At 78.2% G+C, this 16,111-nt stretch carries 17 protein-coding genes and 1 pseudogene; 9 read left to right on the plus strand and 9 right to left on the minus strand.

The window, feature by feature from the left end:
- Positions 1–6: 6 nt before the first annotated feature.
- The 3 genes and pseudogenes from ACU616_RS10860 to ACU616_RS10870 form a co-directional block, all read right to left on the minus strand.
- Complete coding sequence (locus tag ACU616_RS10860) at positions 7–315, minus strand: VOC family protein (RefSeq protein WP_446758470.1); 309 nt, start codon at positions 313–315, stop codon at positions 7–9.
- Positions 316–317: 2 nt separating this feature from the next.
- A pseudogene (locus ACU616_RS10865) lies at positions 318–431 on the minus strand (VOC family protein); the annotation flags it as partial.
- A 30-nt stretch (positions 432–461) separates the two neighbouring features.
- Entirely contained in the window at positions 462–1,070 is a 609-nt protein-coding gene (locus ACU616_RS10870) for an MSMEG_1061 family FMN-dependent PPOX-type flavoprotein (protein ID WP_446758471.1), read from the minus strand.
- A 34-nt stretch (positions 1,071–1,104) separates the two neighbouring features.
- Between ACU616_RS10870 and ACU616_RS10875 the strand changes: the two genes are divergently transcribed.
- A complete protein-coding gene (locus ACU616_RS10875) occupies positions 1,105–1,500 on the plus strand; it encodes an acyl-CoA thioesterase (protein ID WP_446758472.1) in 396 nt (131 codons plus the stop codon).
- Here the strand turns inward: ACU616_RS10875 and ACU616_RS10880 are convergent.
- The 5 genes from ACU616_RS10880 to ACU616_RS10900 form a co-directional block, all read right to left on the minus strand.
- Complete coding sequence (locus tag ACU616_RS10880) at positions 1,487–2,995, minus strand: cobyric acid synthase (protein WP_446758473.1); 1,509 nt, start codon at positions 2,993–2,995, stop codon at positions 1,487–1,489. The two genes, ACU616_RS10875 and ACU616_RS10880, sit on opposite strands and share 14 nt — an antisense overlap.
- Positions 2,992–3,678: a lysophospholipid acyltransferase family protein gene (locus ACU616_RS10885; RefSeq protein WP_446758474.1), complete on the minus strand. Its 687-nt coding sequence runs from the start codon at positions 3,676–3,678 to the stop codon at positions 2,992–2,994. The genes ACU616_RS10880 and ACU616_RS10885 overlap by 4 nt, the downstream gene beginning before the upstream one ends.
- A gap of 117 nt (positions 3,679–3,795) precedes the next feature.
- Positions 3,796–4,524 (minus strand): PAS and ANTAR domain-containing protein, encoded by a 729-nt coding sequence (locus tag ACU616_RS10890; protein WP_446758475.1) that lies wholly within the window; start codon positions 4,522–4,524, stop codon positions 3,796–3,798.
- A gap of 164 nt (positions 4,525–4,688) precedes the next feature.
- Complete coding sequence (gene yczR, locus ACU616_RS10895; RefSeq protein WP_446758476.1) at positions 4,689–6,137, minus strand: MocR-like transcription factor YczR; 1,449 nt, start codon at positions 6,135–6,137, stop codon at positions 4,689–4,691.
- 276 nt (positions 6,138–6,413) lie between these two features.
- Entirely contained in the window at positions 6,414–7,376 is a 963-nt protein-coding gene (locus tag ACU616_RS10900; protein ID WP_446758477.1) for a cobalamin biosynthesis protein, read from the minus strand.
- Positions 7,377–7,501: 125 nt separating this feature from the next.
- Here ACU616_RS10900 and def point away from each other — a divergent pair, with 125 nt between their 5' ends.
- Genes def through cobM form a run of 3 tightly spaced genes read left to right on the plus strand, consistent with a single transcriptional unit; the run spans position 7,502 to position 10,019 of the window.
- Positions 7,502–8,059 carry a peptide deformylase gene (gene def, locus ACU616_RS10905; protein ID WP_446758478.1) on the plus strand — a complete coding sequence of 186 codons (558 nt, stop codon included), beginning with the start codon at positions 7,502–7,504 and terminating at the stop codon, positions 8,057–8,059.
- A complete protein-coding gene (gene cbiE / locus ACU616_RS10910) occupies positions 8,056–9,279 on the plus strand; it encodes a precorrin-6y C5,15-methyltransferase (decarboxylating) subunit CbiE (RefSeq protein ID WP_446758479.1) in 1,224 nt (407 codons plus the stop codon). The genes def and cbiE overlap by 4 nt, the downstream gene beginning before the upstream one ends.
- A complete protein-coding gene (gene cobM, locus ACU616_RS10915; protein WP_446758480.1) occupies positions 9,276–10,019 on the plus strand; it encodes a precorrin-4 C(11)-methyltransferase in 744 nt (247 codons plus the stop codon). The genes cbiE and cobM overlap by 4 nt, the downstream gene beginning before the upstream one ends.
- Here cobM and ACU616_RS10920 read toward each other — a convergent pair.
- A complete protein-coding gene (locus ACU616_RS10920; RefSeq protein WP_446758481.1) occupies positions 10,016–11,098 on the minus strand; it encodes a cobalt-precorrin-5B (C(1))-methyltransferase in 1,083 nt (360 codons plus the stop codon). The genes cobM and ACU616_RS10920 overlap by 4 nt on opposite strands.
- 38 nt (positions 11,099–11,136) lie before the next feature.
- Here ACU616_RS10920 and ACU616_RS10925 point away from each other — a divergent pair, with 38 nt between their 5' ends.
- From ACU616_RS10925 to ACU616_RS10945, 5 genes are all read left to right on the plus strand, one after another.
- Positions 11,137–11,913 (plus strand): cobalt-precorrin-6A reductase, encoded by a 777-nt coding sequence (locus tag ACU616_RS10925; protein ID WP_446758482.1) that lies wholly within the window; start codon positions 11,137–11,139, stop codon positions 11,911–11,913.
- Positions 11,910–12,392, plus strand: coding sequence for an FBP domain-containing protein (locus ACU616_RS10930; protein WP_446758483.1), 483 nt, complete (start codon positions 11,910–11,912; stop codon positions 12,390–12,392). The genes ACU616_RS10925 and ACU616_RS10930 overlap by 4 nt, the downstream gene beginning before the upstream one ends.
- Before the next feature lie 138 nt (positions 12,393–12,530).
- Positions 12,531–12,728, plus strand: coding sequence for a hypothetical protein (locus tag ACU616_RS10935; protein WP_446758484.1), 198 nt, complete (start codon positions 12,531–12,533; stop codon positions 12,726–12,728).
- 70 nt (positions 12,729–12,798) lie between these two features.
- The gene (locus ACU616_RS10940; protein WP_446758485.1) at positions 12,799–14,508 is read left to right on the plus strand and encodes an ABC transporter; all 1,710 of its coding nucleotides are present in this window, start codon (positions 12,799–12,801) and stop codon (positions 14,506–14,508) included.
- Entirely contained in the window at positions 14,505–16,088 is a 1,584-nt protein-coding gene (locus ACU616_RS10945; RefSeq protein WP_446758486.1) for a GTPase, read from the plus strand. Before ACU616_RS10940 ends, ACU616_RS10945 begins: the two co-directional genes overlap by 4 nt.
- Positions 16,089–16,111 lie beyond the last annotated feature (23 nt).

Consider the following 16,111-nt stretch of genomic DNA (forward strand, 5'->3'; position numbering starts at 1 on the left):
CCGGCGTCAGGTAACACAGAACTCGTTGCCCTCGGGGTCGGCGAGCGTCACCCACGCGGAGGGGCCCTGCGCCCCGCGCCACAGCTCGGTGGCGCCCGCGCCGACCAGCCGGGCCACCTCGGCCTCCCGCCGCTCCCCGCCCACCCGCAGGTCCAGGTGCAGCCGGTTCTTGACCGTCTTGGCCTCCGGCACCCGCTGGAACAGCACCCGCGGCCGGTGCGGGTCCGGTGAGGTGATCGCCGCGCCGACCGCCCACACCAGCGCACCGCGGTGGGTGGTGGTGTCGCTCTCGGCGGCGGCGCCGGTGTCGACCATCGCCGGATGAACGCCTCGTCCTGCCGCTCGACCTGCCACCCCAGCGCCTCGGCCCACCAGTCGGCCAGCGCGTGCGGGTCGGCGGCGTCGATCACCACCTGGACGTCGGTCGCCATGGCCGCAGCCTGGCACCGGCCACCGACAGGTCAGAGCTCCAGGGCTAGCTCCGCGCGGATCGTCGCGTCGTCGGGCAGCGGCGTCTCCAGCCGGCAGTGGTCGCGGATCATGACGCCGAACGGCGGGAGGGCCGAGCGGTCCACCTGCGCGGCCGGGTCCCACAGGCCCGAGCGCATGACCGCCTTGGCGCACTGCAGGTAGGCCCGCTGCACGGTGACCACGAGCACCGAGCGCGGCGCCCGGCCGAACTCGGTGAGGTCGACGTCGAGGGCGTCGGCGGCCACCACGTCGGCGGTGCCGAACACCTTGAGGGTCTCCTCGACGCCCGGCACGAGGAACAACAGCGCCACCCGCGGGTTGGCCGCCACGTTGCGCAGGCTGTCGAGCCGGTTGTTGCCCTGCCGGTCGGGCAGCGCCAGGCGGTGCTCGTCGAGCACCCTGACGAAGCCCGGGTCGCCGCCGCGGGGGGAGACCTCCGGTGCGCCGGTGGCGTCGGCAGTCGACAGCACCGCGAACGGGGCCAGCTCGACGAAGGCGCGGCAGTGGGCGTCGAGGTGGTCGACCTCCTTGTCCACCACCAGCTGCGAGGGCGGCCGGTAGGACGCCAGGACGGGGTCGGGGGAGCCGTCGGCCTGCACGGGAGGACGGTAGCCCCCGCTACCGTCCCCGGACGTGCCCGTGTCCTGGAGCTCCCCGGTCCGGTTCGTCGAGTGCGACCAGCAGGGGGTGGTGTTCAACGCCCACTACCTGGTCTGGGCCGACGAGGCGTCGATGGTGTGGTGGTCCTCGGCCGGGCTGCCGTGGGACGACCTGGTGAGCCGGGCCGACCCGGTGGTCAAGGCCAGCGCGCTGGAGTGGTCCTCGCCGGCCCGCTGGGGTGACACGGTCACCGTCGACGCCGGGGCCGAGCGGCTGGGCCGCACCAGCGTCACCGTGCGGTTCACCGTCCGCGTGGGCGAGCGGGTGTGCTGCGTCGTCCGGAACACCTACGTCGCCACCGTCGGCGGCGCGGCCGTGCCGTGGCCGGACGACGTGCGGGCCCGGCTGGAGGCGGTCAGCGCGGGCTGAGCCCGGCGCCCGGCGGCAGCAGCGGCAGGCCGTCCGGCGCCCCCTGCTCGAGCAGCCGCCACAGCGCCGCGGTGTCGGCGTGCTCGGCGACCAGGTCGCCGAGGGCGTCGAGGCGCTGCTCGCGCACCGCGGCGAAGGAGGTCCCCGGCGCCGGGACGAAACGCCGTCCGGCCGCCCGCGCGACCTCGACGAGGAACGCCCGCCGGAAGCCGTCGTTCTCCAGCGCGCCGTGCCAGGTGGTGCCCCACACCGGCCCGGCGCGGCCGCCGTCGAGGAACGGCTCGGCGCCGGCCTCGTCGTAGGTGACCACCCCGTGGTGGATCTCGTAGCCGCGCACCGGGTGGCCCAGCGCCTCCCCGGCCGGGCGGCCGAGCGTCTTCGCCCGCGCGAACCGCACGTCGGCCGGGAGCAGCCCGAGCCCGGCGACGGCGCCGGCCCGCGACTCGACGTCGTCGGTGATGGTGCGGGCCAGCATCTGGTGCCCGCCGCAGATGCCCAGCACCGGCCGCCCCTCGGCCGCCCGCCGGGTCACCGCGTCGGCCAGCCCGGTGGCGCGCAGCCAGCCGAGGTCGGCCACCGTCGCCCGGCTGCCGGGCAGGACCAGCAGGTCGGCGTCGGCGGCCTCCTCGGGGCGGGTGACGAAGCGGACCAGGACGCCGGGCTCGGCGGCCAGCGCGTCGACGTCGGTCGAGTTGGACAGGCGGGGCAGCCGGGCGACGGCCACCCGCAGCACGTCCTCGCCGTGCGGCGGGCCGGCGGAGGAGACGCCGGTGGGGATGCCCAGGGAGTCCTCGACGTCGAGCGCCGCGCCGGGCAGCCACGGCAGGACGCCGAGGGTGGGCCGCCCGGTGAGCGCCGCCAGCCGGTCGAGGCCGGGCGCCAACAGCCGGACGTCGCCGCGGAACTTGTTGACGAGGAACCCGGCGACCAGCCGCTGGTCGCCCGGCGGCATGAGCGCGACCGTGCCGTAGAGCGCCGGGAAGACCCCGCCGCGGTCGATGTCGCCGACGACGACCACCGGCAGCCCCGCGGCGGTGGCCAGCCCCATGTTGGCGATGTCGTCGGCCCGCAGGTTGATCTCGGTGGGGGAGCCGGCGCCCTCGCAGACGACGACGTCGAAGCGGGCGCGCAGGTCGGCCAGGCAGCTGAGCACCTGCTCGAGCAGCGCCGCCTTCATCGGCCGGTAGGACAGCGCCGTCACCTCGGCCACTGGCCGGCCCAGGACGACGACCTGGCTGGCGTCCTCCCCGCCGGGCTTGAGCAGCACCGGGTTCATCGCCGCCTCGGGCTCGACGCCGGCGGCGGCGGCCTGCATGACCTGGGCGCGGCCGATCTCGGCGCCGTCGGCGGTGACCACCGAGTTGTTGCTCATGTTCTGCGCCTTGAACGGCGCCACCCGCACGCCCTGGCGGGCCAGCCAGCGGCAGATGCCGGCGGTGACGACCGACTTGCCGGCGTCCGACGTCGTCCCGGCGACCAGCAGGGCGCCGCTCACGAGGCCCCGCGCGGCGTGCCCGAGGCGGCCCTCCCCCGACCCCAGCCGGCCTTCTCCTGGCCCGACAGCTCCGCGATCGCCTCCATGACCCGGTCGGTGACCTCGCGGCGGGCCCGGTTGCTGCCGGCCTGGCCGCGGTGCTCGGGGAAGGTGAGCGGTTCGCCGAAGGTGACGGAGAAGCGGTGCGGCCGGGGCCAGCGCGAGCCCACCGGCTGGATGCGGTCGGTGCCGCGGACGCCGACGGGGACCACGGGGCAGTCGGCGGTCAGCGCTAGCCAGGCCACGCCCGTCTTGCCGCGGGCCAGGCGGCCGTCGCGGGAGCGGGTGCCCTCGGGGTAGATGCCGAAGCCGCCGCCGGCGCGCAGCACCCCGAGCGCGGTGTCCAGCGCCTCCTGGGCCGCCCGGTGCGTCTGCCGCTCGACGGGCAGCGCCCCGAGGGCGGTGAACAGGTTGCGGGTCAGCCAGCCGCCGATGCCCGGGGCGGTGAAGTACTCGGCCTTGGCCAGGTAGCCGACCCGCCGCGGCGCCGAGAGGGGGATGACCATGCTGTCGATGAACGACAGGTGGTTGCTCGCGATGATGAACGGCCCGGTCGTCGGCACGTTGGCCCGCCCGGTGACCCGGGGCCGGAACACCAGCCAGAACAGCGGCCGCAGCACGAACCGCACGACCAGGTAGAACACGCCGGCCTCCCCTCGCTCGGACGGGGCCGGCGTCGGCGACCCCGTCCCGGTCCCGGGCATCCTCCCCCGCGGCCCCGGTCACCGGGGAGGCAGGGCGACCGGGGACGGGGAGGCGGGTCAGGGCACCGGTCGGCCGGGTGGGCAGGCGTCGCGCAGGATCGCCCGGATGTCAGGGGGCAGGGTGCCGTGCCCGGACGCCGAGGCGACGAGGTCGACGGCGACCTCGCGCACCTTGCGGTGGGTGTGGCTGGAGATGTGCGCGAGCAGGTCGAAGGCCACCTGGTCACCGCAGCCGGTGAGCAGCATGAGCACGCCCTTGGCCTGCTCGATCGGCGCCCGGCTGGCCATGGCGGTGCGCAGCTGCCCCACCTCGGTCTCCAGGTCGCGGATCCGGTCGTCGGCCGGCGTCGCCGGCCGCGGGACCTCCACGACCACGCCCTCGACGGCCGTCACCGAGCCGTCCGCGTCGAGCTGGGGCTCGCCGAGGAAGAGGACGGGACGGTCGGGGCCGTGCTCGCGCTGCAGCCGGACCTGCAGGCAGAAGGCCTCCGCGCCGGTCACCGCGCCCGAGAGCGCGTCGATCGCCCGCGGCCGGTCGTCGGGGTGCAGGGCGGCGACGAGGCTCTCCGTGCACGGCCCCGGGCCCTCGAGCCCCAGCCCGTGCAGCGTGGCCATCTCCTCCGACCACTCCCACTCGCCGGTGGCGCGGTCGTAGCGCCAGCGGCCGGCCACGCGGGTGCGCCGGTTGCCCAGGGGCGTGGGCGCCGGGGGGCGGGGGAGGGGTGCGGCCGTACGCGGGGACGGGGTGCTGTGCCGGGAGATGACACGGGACTGGGTCGACGTCATGGCGTGCTCCGGTGACGCGCGCCGGGCGGGGCCCGGGAGAGCGCCGCGCAGCCGTGTGTTCGACCATCCGCGGGATGCCGGGGTGAGCCGGCCGCTCGGAACGCCCCTGACGGTAGCCGTCCCGCCGTCCCGATGCACGCCCTCGGACCGGCTCCACGGCGAGTTCACACGACCGTCACCGGCCGGGCCGGGGAGCGCGCGGGCGGGCCGGTGCGCAGTGCGGCGTCGACGGCGGCCAGCGTGGCGACGGCCGAGCGCAGCTGGTCCGGGGGCAGCGTGAACGGCAGCCGCACGTGGTCGTCGAACGCCGTCCCCGTGCCGAAGGCGCGGCCCTCGGCGAGCACCAGCCCGAGCGGCGCGGCGGCGGCGGCGAGCGCGGCCGAGCCGGGCCCGGGCGGCAGCGCGCACCAGGCCGACAGCCCGCCGGAGGGCCGCGGCGCCGACCAGTGCGGGAGCCGGGCGGCCAGCTCGGCGAGCAGCACGTCGCGGCGCTCGCGGAGCAGGGCGCGGCGGGGGGCGAGCACCTCGTCGAGGCCGCGGACGAGGACCGCGGCGGTGAGCTGGTCGAGCGCGCCGACCGACAGCTGCCGGCGGCCGAGCGCGGCGCCCAGGGAGGCGGCCAGCGCGGCGTCGGTGCGCAGCCAGCCGATCCGCAGGCCGCCCCAGACCGCCTTGGACAGCCCGCCCACGGTCACCGTCGCCGCGTCGGGCAGGCCGGCGGCGTAGGGCGGCAGCGGCCCGTCGTCGTCGAGCCACAGCTCGGCGGTCACCTCGTCGACGACGGTGAGCACGCCCTGCTGCCACAGCGTGGCCGCCAGCCGGCGGCGGCCGGCCGCCGAGAGGCGCGCGCCGCTGGGGTTGGAGAAGTCGGGCATGAGGAAGGCCATCCGTGGGCTGCTCTGCCGGACGGCGAGGTGCGCGGCGCCCACCACCGCGTCGGGGGCGGCGGCGTCGACGGCCACGGGCACGCAGCGGCCCCCGGCGGCGGTGACCAGGCCGAGCGCCCCCGGGTAGGTGGGGTGCTCGACGAGCACCCGGTCGCCGGGCTGCAGCAGCGCGTCGACGACGAGGGCGGTGGCGTCGCCGGTGCCGGCCGTGACCACGACCTGCTCCGGGTCGGTGGGCAGGCCGCGGGCGGTGTAGCGGTCGGCGATCGCGGCCCGGAGCTCCGGCAGGCCGCTGGGCGCGTACCCGTGGCCGGCCAGGACCGCGGGCAGCCGGGCGAGGGCCCGCTCGTAGGCGGGCAGCAGCTGCGGGGCGGCCTCGGGTGCCGCGTGCGCGAGGTCGAGGACGGCGGGGTCGGTGGTCGGGGCGCTCCAGACGGGGTCGGCCGGGGGCGCCTCGACGACAGTGCCGGCGCCGTGCCGGGTGCTCGCGTGCCCCTCCTCGCGCAGCAGCCGGTAGGCCGAGGCCACGGTCACCCGGCTGACCGTCAGGGCCGCGGCCAGGTCGCGCTCGGCGGGCAGGCGGGTGCCCACCGGCAGCCGGCCGAGGGCCACCAGCTCCCGGACGCGGCGGGCCAGGCCGGCGTAGCGGGGACCGGGCAGCTCGTCGAGGGGGCCGACCAGTGCGGCCAGTTCGGCCGCGGTGGACTGCTCGCCGGTGAGTGGCATGCAGACCACCATGCCGGATTGGACTGCTCTCGTCCAGGTCCGGTGGTGCCACTGTTCGGTCATGACCCCTGGTGGAGTGTTCGCCCTGATGTTCCTGCTCGCGCTCGGCGGCCTGTCGGTCGCCACGCTCGTCGTCGCCGTCCGCGGCGGCCGCGGCCCGGCGGACCCGCCGGCCAGTCACCCGCGGACCGACCCGGCCGGCTTCCCCGCCCTCCCGGAGCCGCGCGGCGCCCTGCACGGCCGGGGTCCGCGCACGTCCCCGGCCCGGATGCGTCCTCAGCCGCGGCGGGCCAGCCTGCTCGCCGCGGCGAGGGCCGCGGCGGCCAGCCACACCGCCCGCGACAGCCGCACGGCGCGGACGACGTCGTCGCTGCCCGGGGCCCGGCCCGCGCCCAGCACCGGCCGGACCTCGACCCGGCTGCCGTAGACGTTGCGCCCGCCCAGCCGCAGCCCCAGCGCACCGGCCGCCGCCGCCTCGCAGCGGCCGGCGTTGGGGCTGGGGTGGGCGGCGCCGTCGCGGAACCAGACCCGCAGCGCGCCGCGCGCCGAGCCCCCGGCCAGCGGAGCGGTGGCCGCGGTGAGCGCGGCGGTCAGCCGGGCGGGCAGCCAGTTGGCGACGTCGTCGCCGCGGGCGGCGGCCCAGCCGAAGCGGGCGTGCCGCGGTGAGCGGTGGCCGACCATTGCGTCGAGCGTGTTGACCGCGCGGTACCCGAGCAGACCGGGCAGCCCGGCGAGCGCCCCCCACACCAGCGGCGCGACGGCGGCGTCGGAGGTGTTCTCCGCGACCGACTCCACGGTGGCCCGCGCCAGCTCCCCGGCGTCCAGCGAGCTCGGGTCGCGCCCGGCCAGCGTGGGCAGCAGGCCGCGGGCGGCGGGCAGGTCATCGGCGTCGAGCACGCCGGCCATCGCCGTGGCGGCGCGGCCGAGGGAGGTGCCGCCCAGCACCGTCCAGGTGGCCGCGGCGACGGTCAGGGTCCGCGCCACCGGCCGGTCCCGGGTGAGGCGGGTCCCGGCCGCCCCGGCGGCGGCCGCGCCCGCCACGAGGACCGCCGCGTAGCCGGCGCCGGCGGCCCGCGAGTCCCGCCAGACCCGCCGCTCGAGCGCCGCGGCCACCGTGCCGAAACCGGCGACCGGGTGGTGCCGCCGCGGGTCGGCCAGCAGCAGGTCCGCACCCGCGCCGAGCGCCAGGCCGAGAGCGGTGGGGAGGTCCCGGCGGCCGGTCCCGCGGTGGTCGAGCACGGCGCCCATCCTGCCCAGGGCCCCGGCGCGGACCGCGTCGCACCGCGTCGCACCGCGGAGTCACGGCCGAGTCGCCCCCGACGCGCGCCCGGTCGGCCGCTCAGGGCGCTTCCTAGGATCGCCGCATGCGTCTGCCCGGCCGTTACGACGGCGTCGCCCGGCCGATCGTCACGTACGGCAGCGACGAGGTGCTGCACCGCCCGTGCGCGCCGGTGACCGACTTCGACGAGCGGCTGCGCCGGCTGGTGCTCGACATGTTCGCCTCGATGCGCGAGGCCGACGGGGTGGGCCTGGCGGCCAACCAGATCGGCGTCGACGCGCGGGTGTTCGTCATCGACTGCCCCGACGCCGAGGGCGAGGACGTCGTCGGGTACGTGGTCAACCCGTCGCTCACGCTGCTGCCGCCGGCCGAGGGCGAACCGGCCGAGGAGGTCACCGAGGAGGGCTGCCTGTCGGTGCCCGGCCCCTACGCCGAGCTGCCGCGGGCCTTCCGCGCCCGGGTCGACGGCGTGGACGTGACGGGGAGGCCGGTCACGATCGAGGCCACCGGCATGGCCGCGCGCTGCCTGCAGCACGAGGTCGACCACCTCGACGGCGTCGTCTACGTGGACCGGCTGCCCGAGGACCAGCGCGAGCGGCTGCTGGCCGAGGCCGCCGGGCCGGAGGGGGAGCTGCCGGCGTGAGCGGGGTCGTGGCGGCGGCCCCCGTCGTGGTGGTCGGGATCGGCGCCGACGGGTGGGACGGGCTGGCCCCGACGTCGCGGGCCGAGGTCGAGCGGGCCGAGGTGCTGCTCGGCAGCGCCCGCCAGCTCGCCCTGGTGCCGCCGGAGGTGACCGCCGGGCGGGTGCCGTGGCCCTCGCCGCTCACCGAGGCGCTGCCCGGGCTGCTCGCCGAGCACGCCGGCCGCGCCGTGGTGGTGCTGGCCAGCGGCGACCCGATGCTGTCGGGCATCGGCACCACCCTCACCCGGCTGCTCGGCGCCGACCGCGTGCGGGTGCTGCCGGCGCCGTCGTCGGTGTCGCTGGCCTGTGCCCGGCTGGGCTGGGCGGTCGAGGACACCGGCGTGGTCAGCCTCGTCGGCCGGCCGGTCGAGCTGCTGCACCCGCACGTGCAGCCCGGTGCGCGGCTGCTGGTGCTCGGCTCCGACGGCGGCACCCCCGCGCAGGTGGCCGCGCTGCTGGCCGGCCGCGGCTACGGGCAGAGCCGGGTCACCGTGCTCGGCGGCCTCGGCGGCCCCGCCGAGGAGGTGCGCACCGGGACGGCGGCCACCTGGTCGCAGCCGGCGCCCGCGCTCGTGGTCACGGCCGTCGAGTGCCGGGCCGACCGCGGCACGGCGCCGCTGCCCACCACCCCCGGCCTGCCCGACGGCGCCTACGAGTCCGACGGGCAGCTGACGAGGTCGGAGGTCCGGGCGGTCACGCTGGCCCGGCTGGCCGCCGTCCCCGGGCAGCTGCTCTGGGACGTCGGCGCGGGCGCGGGCTCGATCGGCATCGAGTGGATGCGCGCCGCCCCCACCTGCCGCGCCGTCGCCGTCGAGGCCTCCGCCGAGCGGGCCGCGCGGATCGCCCGCAACGCCGGCCGGCTCGGCGTCCCGTACCTGCGCGTCGTGCACGGGCACGCGCCCGAGGTGCTGTCCCGGCTGGGCGCGCCCGACGCGGTGTTCATCGGCGGCGGCCTGACCACGCCGCTGCTGGTGGAGACCTGCTGGGACGCGCTCCCCGCGGGCGGCCGGCTGGTGGCCAACGCCGTCACCGTCGAGAGCGAGGCGGTGCTCGCCCGGTGGCACGCCGAGGTCGGCGGGGAGCTGGTGCGCGTCGAGGTGCAGCGCGCCGAGCCGGTCGGGTCGTTCACCGGCTGGAAGCCCGCGATGCCCGTGACCATCTGGTCGGTGACCCGCTGGTGACGGTGCACTTCATCGGGGCCGGCCCGGGCGCCGCGGACCTGGTCACGCTGCGGGCGGCGCGGATCATCGCAAGCGCGCCGGTCTGCCTCTACGCCGGCGCGCTGGTGCCGCGCGAGCTGCTCGACACCGCTCCGCCCGGCGCCCGGCTGGTCGACACCGCCGACCTCGACCTCGACGCGATCACCGCCGAGCTGGTCGCCGCGCACGAGGCCGGCCACGACGTCGCCCGGCTGCACTCCGGCGACCCGAGCGTCTACAGCGCCATGGCCGAGCAGATGCGCCGTCTCGACGCCGCCGGCGTGCCCTACGACGTCGTCCCCGGGGTCCCGGCGTTCGCGGCGGCCGCGGCGTCGCTCAAGCGGGAGCTGACCGTCCCCGGCATCGGGCAGACCGTCGTCCTCACCCGGACGTCGGCCCGGTCCACGCCGATGCCGCCGGGGGAGGAGCTGGCCGCCTACGCCGCCACCGGCGCCACGCTGGTGCTGCACCTGGCCGTGCAGCGGATCGCCGAGCTCGCGCCGCAGCTCGCCGAGCACTACGGCGACGACGGGCCGGTCGCCGTCGTCGCCCGCGCCAGCCGCGACGACGAGCTCGTCCTGCGCGGCACGCTCGCCGACATCGCCGGGCAGGTCGAGGCGGCGGGGGTGCGGCGGACGGCGGTGGTGGTCGTCGGCCCGGTGCTCACCGCGGGGCAGTTCCCCGACAGCCACCTGTACTCGACCACGCGATGCCGTTCCTAGGCGCGGCCGACCACGTTCCCGGCCCGGTCGATCACCACGACGTCGACCGCCACCGGCGCACCGCGCAGGACGCCGAGCGCGGTCTCCCGGGCACCGGCGGCCACCAGGTCGCCCAGCGGCACCCCGGCCGCCTGGCACTGCCGCAGCGCGTCGAGCGCGGTGTTGGCCCCGCGGACGCCCTCGACCAGCGCCGGATCGCCGCCCGCGCCGGCCACCCGGGCGGCCAGCGAGTCGAACGACACCTGGGAGCGGCCCGAGTGCAGGTCGAGGTGGCCGTCGGCCAGCTTGGCCAGCTTCCCGATCCCGCCGGCCACGGTCAGCCGCGGCACCGGGTGGCGGCGCAGGTACTTCAACACCGCGCCGGCGAAGTCGCCCATGTCCAGCAGCGCGTCCTCGGGCAGGCCGTGGAGCGCCTGCACCGTCGCCTCGCTGGTCGACCCGGTGCAGCCGGCCACGTGCCGGTGCCCGGCGGCGCGGGCGACGTCGATGCCGCGGCGGATCGAATCGATCCACGACGAGCACGAGTACGGGACGACGACGCCGGTCGTCCCCAGCACCGACAGCCCGCCGAGGATGCCCAGCCGCGGGTTCCACGTCCTCCGGGCGAGCTCGGCGCCGTTCTCGATGGACACCTCGACGACGACGTCACCGCTGCCGCCGTGCCGCGCCGCCACCGCGGCCACGTGCTCGCGGATGAACCGCCGGGGCATCGGGTTGATCGCCGGCTCGCCGACCGCCAGCGGCAGGCCGGGCTTGGTCACCGTGCCCACGCCCTCGCCGGCGCGGAAGACGACGCCGCGGCCGGGCTCGCCATGGGTCACGCACACCGACACCAGCGCGCCGTGGGTGACGTCAGGGTCGTCGCCGGCGTCCTTGACGACGCCGGCGGTGGCGGCACCGGGCGCGAGGGACTCCGTGGCCAGCGCGAACGCCGGGTGCCGGTCGTTGGGCAGGTCGATGGTCACCGGGTCGGGGAACTCGCCGGTGAGCAGCGCGGTGTAGGCGGCGGTGGTGGCCGCCGTCGCGCACGCGCCGGTGGTCCAGCCGTGCCGCAGCCCCCCGGTCCCCTCCCTGCTCACGGGCCCATGATCCCCGGCGGGAGCGAAGGGGAGACACCGTGACCGATCGGGTGCTCGTCCTCGGCGGCACCGGCGAGGCGCGCGCGCTGGCCGCGGCGCTGGTCGCCGACGGCGTCGACGTCCTCTCCAGCCTGGCCGGCCGGGTGGCCGACCCGCGGCTCCCGCAGGGGGAGGTGCGCGTCGGCGGCTTCGGCGGCGCCGACGGGCTGGCCGCCTGGCTCGCCGGGCACCGGCCGCGCGCCGTCGTCGACGCCACTCACCCCTTCGCCGCCCGGATCACCGCGAACGCCGCCGCGGCCGCCGCCCGCACCGGCACGCCGCTGCTGCGCCTGCAGCGCCCCGGCTGGACGCCGGGGTCCGGCGACCGGTGGACGTACGTGGACTCGCTGCCCGCGGCGGCCGAGGCGGTCCGGGACGCCGGCAGCGTCCTCCTGACCACCGGCCGGCAGGGGGTGGGCGCCTTCGCCGGGCTGACCGGCCGGGTGGTGGTGCGCTGCGTCGACCCGCCCGACGAGCCGCTGCCGGCCGGGGCGGTGCTGCTGCTGGCCCGCGGGCCGTTCACCGTGGCCGACGAGCTGGCGCTGATGCGCGCCCACGGGGTGGACGTCGTCGTCACCAAGGACTCCGGCGGCGCGATGACCGAGGCCAAGCTGGCCGCCGCCCGGCAGCTCGGGCTGCCCGTCGTTCTCGTCCGCCGCCCGCCGGTGCCCGGTGGCGTGGAGGTCGTGGCCACCGTGGCGGAGGCGCTCGGCTGGACGAACCGGTTGAGACGGACCGGTGCCGGAACGGAGACTGGCTCCTCGTGGACCCGATGACCGACCAGCAGGTGCGGCGCTCCTTCGTCAACTGCTCGAAGGGCGAGGCGAACTCCGCCACCCTCCCGCGCGACCTCGCCGACCTGCCGTGGGACGAGCTCGAGGTGCTCGCCTGGCGCGACCCGAAGGCGCCGCTGCGGGGCTACCTCGTGGTGCAGCGGGAGGGCCGGCCGGTCGGCATCGCGCTGCGCGCGGCGGAGTCGCGGATGTCGGCCCGCCGCAGCGTGATGTGCCTGCTCTGCCGGTCGACGCAGTCCGGCGACGCCGTGTCGCTGTTCACCGCCCGGCGCGCGGGGGAGGCCGGCCGCAACGGCAACACGGTGGGCACCTACGTCTGCGCCGACCTGGGCTGCGCGGCGCGGGCGCGGACGGAGATCCCGCCGTGGCTGCGCGAGCGGGACCCGGCCGAGGTGGGCGAGGAGCGCGTCGCCGAGCTGCGTGAGCGCGTGCACGGGTTCCTCGACGCCGTCCTGCGCTGACCCGCTGCTCCGTACTGCTTGCCGCGCGTTCCGGGAGCGCGCACCCTGCAGACGCGTCCTGTCCCGGCGAGCGGTCCTCTGCCCTCGGCGGGCCGAGTCGGTGTTGCCGGAGGACGGGAGCTGCTCGAGGAGGTCGAGATGGGGGTCATCGAGCAGGTCCTGATCGGCCTGTGCGTCCTCGGTGTCGTGGTGGCGCTGGCGCTGCTGGCCGGCCGGTTCCCGGACGTCGGCGCCGACGTCCGGGCCGACGGCGGTCCGGGAGCCCCTGACGGCGGAGGAGGGCGTGACCGCCCTGCTCCACCGTCGTTCCCGGGACCGTTCTTCCCCGGCGGCTGACCAGGCGGCCCCTCGCCGGACGCCGACCGGGCCGGGACTAGGGAGGCCCCGTCCGGGCTAGTACCGGCACGTGACCGCGCCCCCGCTGACCGACGCGCTGCAGGAGCTGCGCGACGCCGTCGCCGCCGCTCCGCTGGGCCTGGCGACCCCGTCCCGCGACGCCACGGCGCGCACCGCCCGGGCGGTGGTCGACCAGGTCGACGACTACCTGCTGCCGCGGCTGCGCGACCTCGACGCGCCACTGCTCGCGGTGGTCGGCGGCTCGACCGGCGCGGGCAAGTCCACGCTGGTCAACAGCGTGCTGGGCGCCCGGGTCACCACGCCCGGCGTGCTGCGGCCGACCACCCGGGCGCCCGTGCTCGTGTGCTCACCGGTCGACCGCGCGGCCTTCTCCGGCGACCGCGTCCTGCCCGGCCTGGCCCGCACCACCGGCGAGGGCGCCGCCGCCAGCGACGTGGCCGGCGGCCTGCGGCTGGTGGCCAGCGAGGCGCTGCCACCGGGGCTGGCGCTCATCGACGCCCCCGACGTCGACTCGGTGGTGGAGGCCAACCGCGACCTCGCCGGGCAGCTGCTGTCGGCCGCGGACCTGTGGGTCTTCGTCACGACGGCGGCCCGCTACGCCGACGCCGTCCCCTGGGACCTGCTGCGGACGGCGCAGGAGCGGGGCACCGCGCTGGCCGTCGTGCTCGACCGGACGCCCCCGGAGGCGGTGACCGAGGTGGCCGCCGACCTCGCCGCGATGCTGCAGCGCGGCGGCCTGGGCAGCGCCCGGCTCTTCGTCGTCGAGGAGCGGCCGCTGGTCGACGGGTTCCTGCCCGAGGACCAGGTCGCCCCGCTGCGCGACTGGCTGCGCGGGCTGGCCGCCGACCAGGAGCAGCGCGCCGCCGTCGTCCGCCAGACGCTGGCCGGCGCGCTGGAGAGCCTCGACGGGCGGGTCGCCGGCGTGGCCGCGGGCGTCGACGAGCAGGCCGCCGCGGCCAACGCGCTGCGGTCGGCCGCCGACGCCGCCTACGACGGCGCGCGGGACGCGGTCAGCGAGGGAGTGGGCAACGGCAGCCTGCTGCGGGGGGAGGTGCTGGCCCGCTGGCAGGACTTCGTCGGCACCGGCGAGTGGATGCGCTCGCTGCAGACCCAGGTGGGCCGGCTGCGCGACCGGCTCGCCGCCGCCATCACCGGCCGGCCGACGTCGTCGGACTCGCTGCAGGGCGCGCTGGAGTCCGGCGTCGAGACGCTGCTGCGGGCCGAGGCCGACCGGGCCGCCGACCGCACCGTGACCGCCTGGCGGGCGCTGCCCGGCGGACCCGGCCTGCTGGCCGGCCGCGAGGAGGACCTCGGCGGCGTCTCGCCGGACTTCGCGCCCGTCGCGGCCGAGGAGGTGCGCGACTGGCAGGGGTACGTGCTGGAGCTGGTCCGCGAGGAGGGCGCCGGCAAGCGCTCCCAGGCGCGGCTGCTGTCGTGGGGCGTCAACGGGGCCGGCGCGGTGGTGATGGTCGCCGTCTTCGCCTCGACGGCGGGGCTGTCGGGCGCAGAGCTGGCCATCGCCGGCGGGACGACGGCGGTCGGGCAGCGGGTGCTCGAGGCGGTGTTCGGCGACGCCGCGGTGCGCGCGCTGGCCACCCGGGCCCGCGAGGACCTCGACGCCCGTGCCGACCGGCTGCTGCGCTGGGAGGAGGACCGCTTCGAGGACCTGCTGGCTGAGGCGGCACCCGCCGACGACGCCGCCGACCGGCTGCGCGCCGCCGTCGCCGCCCTGGCCGCCGCGCGCGGGGCCGCCGCGTGAGGGCCCGCGAGCTCCCGCTCGCCGACCGGCTGGCCGCGCTGCGCGAGGCCGTCGGGGTGGCCGAGGGACGGCTGGAGGTGCCCGAGGTGGGCACCGCGCGCTCCCTGCTGGCCAAGGCCGGGGCCCGCGAGGCGCTGGGCGACGCGACCGTCGTCGCGCTGGCCGGCGCCACCGGCAGCGGGAAGTCCACGCTGTTCAACGCGCTGTCGGGGGCCGAGGTGAGCACGCCGGGGGTGCGGCGGCCGACCACCGGGGTCGCGCACGCCAGCGTGTGGGGGGAGCACGGGGCCGACCGGCTGCTCGACTGGCTGGAGGTGCCGCGCCGGCACCGGGTGGACGACCCCGACCCGGCGCTCGACGGCCTGGTCCTGCTCGACCTGCCCGACCACGACAGCGTGCGGCTGGAGAACCGGCTCGAGGTCGACCGGCTGGTGCAGCTGGTCGACGTGCTGGTGTGGGTGCTCGACCCGCAGAAGTACGCCGACGACGCCGTCCACACCCGCTACCTCGCGCCGCTGGCCGGCCACTCCGGGGTGCTGCTCGTGGTGCTCAACCAGGTCGACCGGCTCGACGAGGCGGCCGCCGCGGCCTGCCTCGCGGACCTGCGCCGGCTGCTCGACGAGGAGGGGCTGGCCGGGACGCCGGTGCTGCCCACGGCGGCGCGCACCGGCCTGGGCCTGCCCGAGCTGCGCCGTGAGCTGGCCCGCCGGGTGGGGGCGCGCAAGGCGGCCACCGACCGGCTCACCGCCGACGCCCGGGCCGCGGCCGGCGCCCTGGCCGCGCACTGCGCCCCGGACGCCGGCCGCGACCGCGGCCCCGACCGGGCCGCGCGCGAGGAGCTCACCGGGGCCCTCGCCGACGCCGCCGGGGTGCCGGCCGTGGTGGCCGCCGTCGAGCGCTCGGCCCGCCGCAGCGGGGTCGCGCACACCGGCTGGCCGGTGCTGCGCTGGACGTCGAAGCTGCGCGCCGACCCGCTGGGCCGGCTGCACCTGGGCGACGAGCGGGTGCGCACCTCGCTGCCGGAGGCCGGGGCGGTCCAGCGGGCCGGCATGGACGCGGCGCTCCGCCGGGCCCGGGACGACGCCGGGCGGGGGCTCCCGCAGGCCTGGCGCGACGAGCTGCGCCGGACGTCGGAGGACACCGGGGAGCGGCTGGCCGACCGGCTCGACCGCGCCGTCGCCGGCACCGACCTCGGCCCGGACCGCACGCCGCTGTGGCAGCGCGCCGTCGGCGGCCTGCAGTGGCTGCTGGCGCTGACCGCGCTCGTCGGGGCGCTGTGGCTGCTGGCGCTGGCCGGGCTCGGGCTGCTGCAGCTCGACGACGTCGTCCCGCTGCCGCGCGTGCAGGGGATCCCGCTGCCCACGCTGCTGCTGGTCGGCGGGCTGCTCGCCGGCCTGCTGCTGGCCCTGGTGTGCCGGCCCCTGGTCGCCGCCGGGGCCAGACGCCGGGCGCGGACGGCGCAGAAGCGGCTCACCGCCCGGATCGGCGAGGTGGCCGACGAGGAGGTGCTGGCGCCGCTGACCGAGGCGCGGGCAGACCACGACCGCTACTGCGCCGCGGTGAGCCGCGCCCGGTCCTGAGCCCGGCGCCCGGCGCCCGACGG

Source organism: Geodermatophilus sp. URMC 62 (assembly GCF_052931475.1).

Excerpts from the sequence above, each read along its gene's own strand:
- yczR (WP_446758476.1), bottom strand. The coding sequence starts at position 6,137 with ATGCCACTCACCGGCGAGCAGTCCACCGCGGCCGAACTGGCCGCACTG.
- ACU616_RS10890 (WP_446758475.1), bottom strand. The coding sequence starts at position 4,524 with ATGACGTCGACCCAGTCCCGTGTCATCTCCCGGCACAGCACCCCGTCC.
- ACU616_RS10860 (WP_446758470.1), bottom strand. The coding sequence starts at position 315 with ATGGTCGACACCGGCGCCGCCGCCGAGAGCGACACCACCACCCACCGC.
- ACU616_RS10930 (WP_446758483.1), top strand. The coding sequence starts at position 11,910 with ATGACCGACCAGCAGGTGCGGCGCTCCTTCGTCAACTGCTCGAAGGGC.
- def (WP_446758478.1), top strand. The coding sequence starts at position 7,502 with ATGCGTCTGCCCGGCCGTTACGACGGCGTCGCCCGGCCGATCGTCACG.
- ACU616_RS10935 (WP_446758484.1), top strand. The coding sequence starts at position 12,531 with ATGGGGGTCATCGAGCAGGTCCTGATCGGCCTGTGCGTCCTCGGTGTC.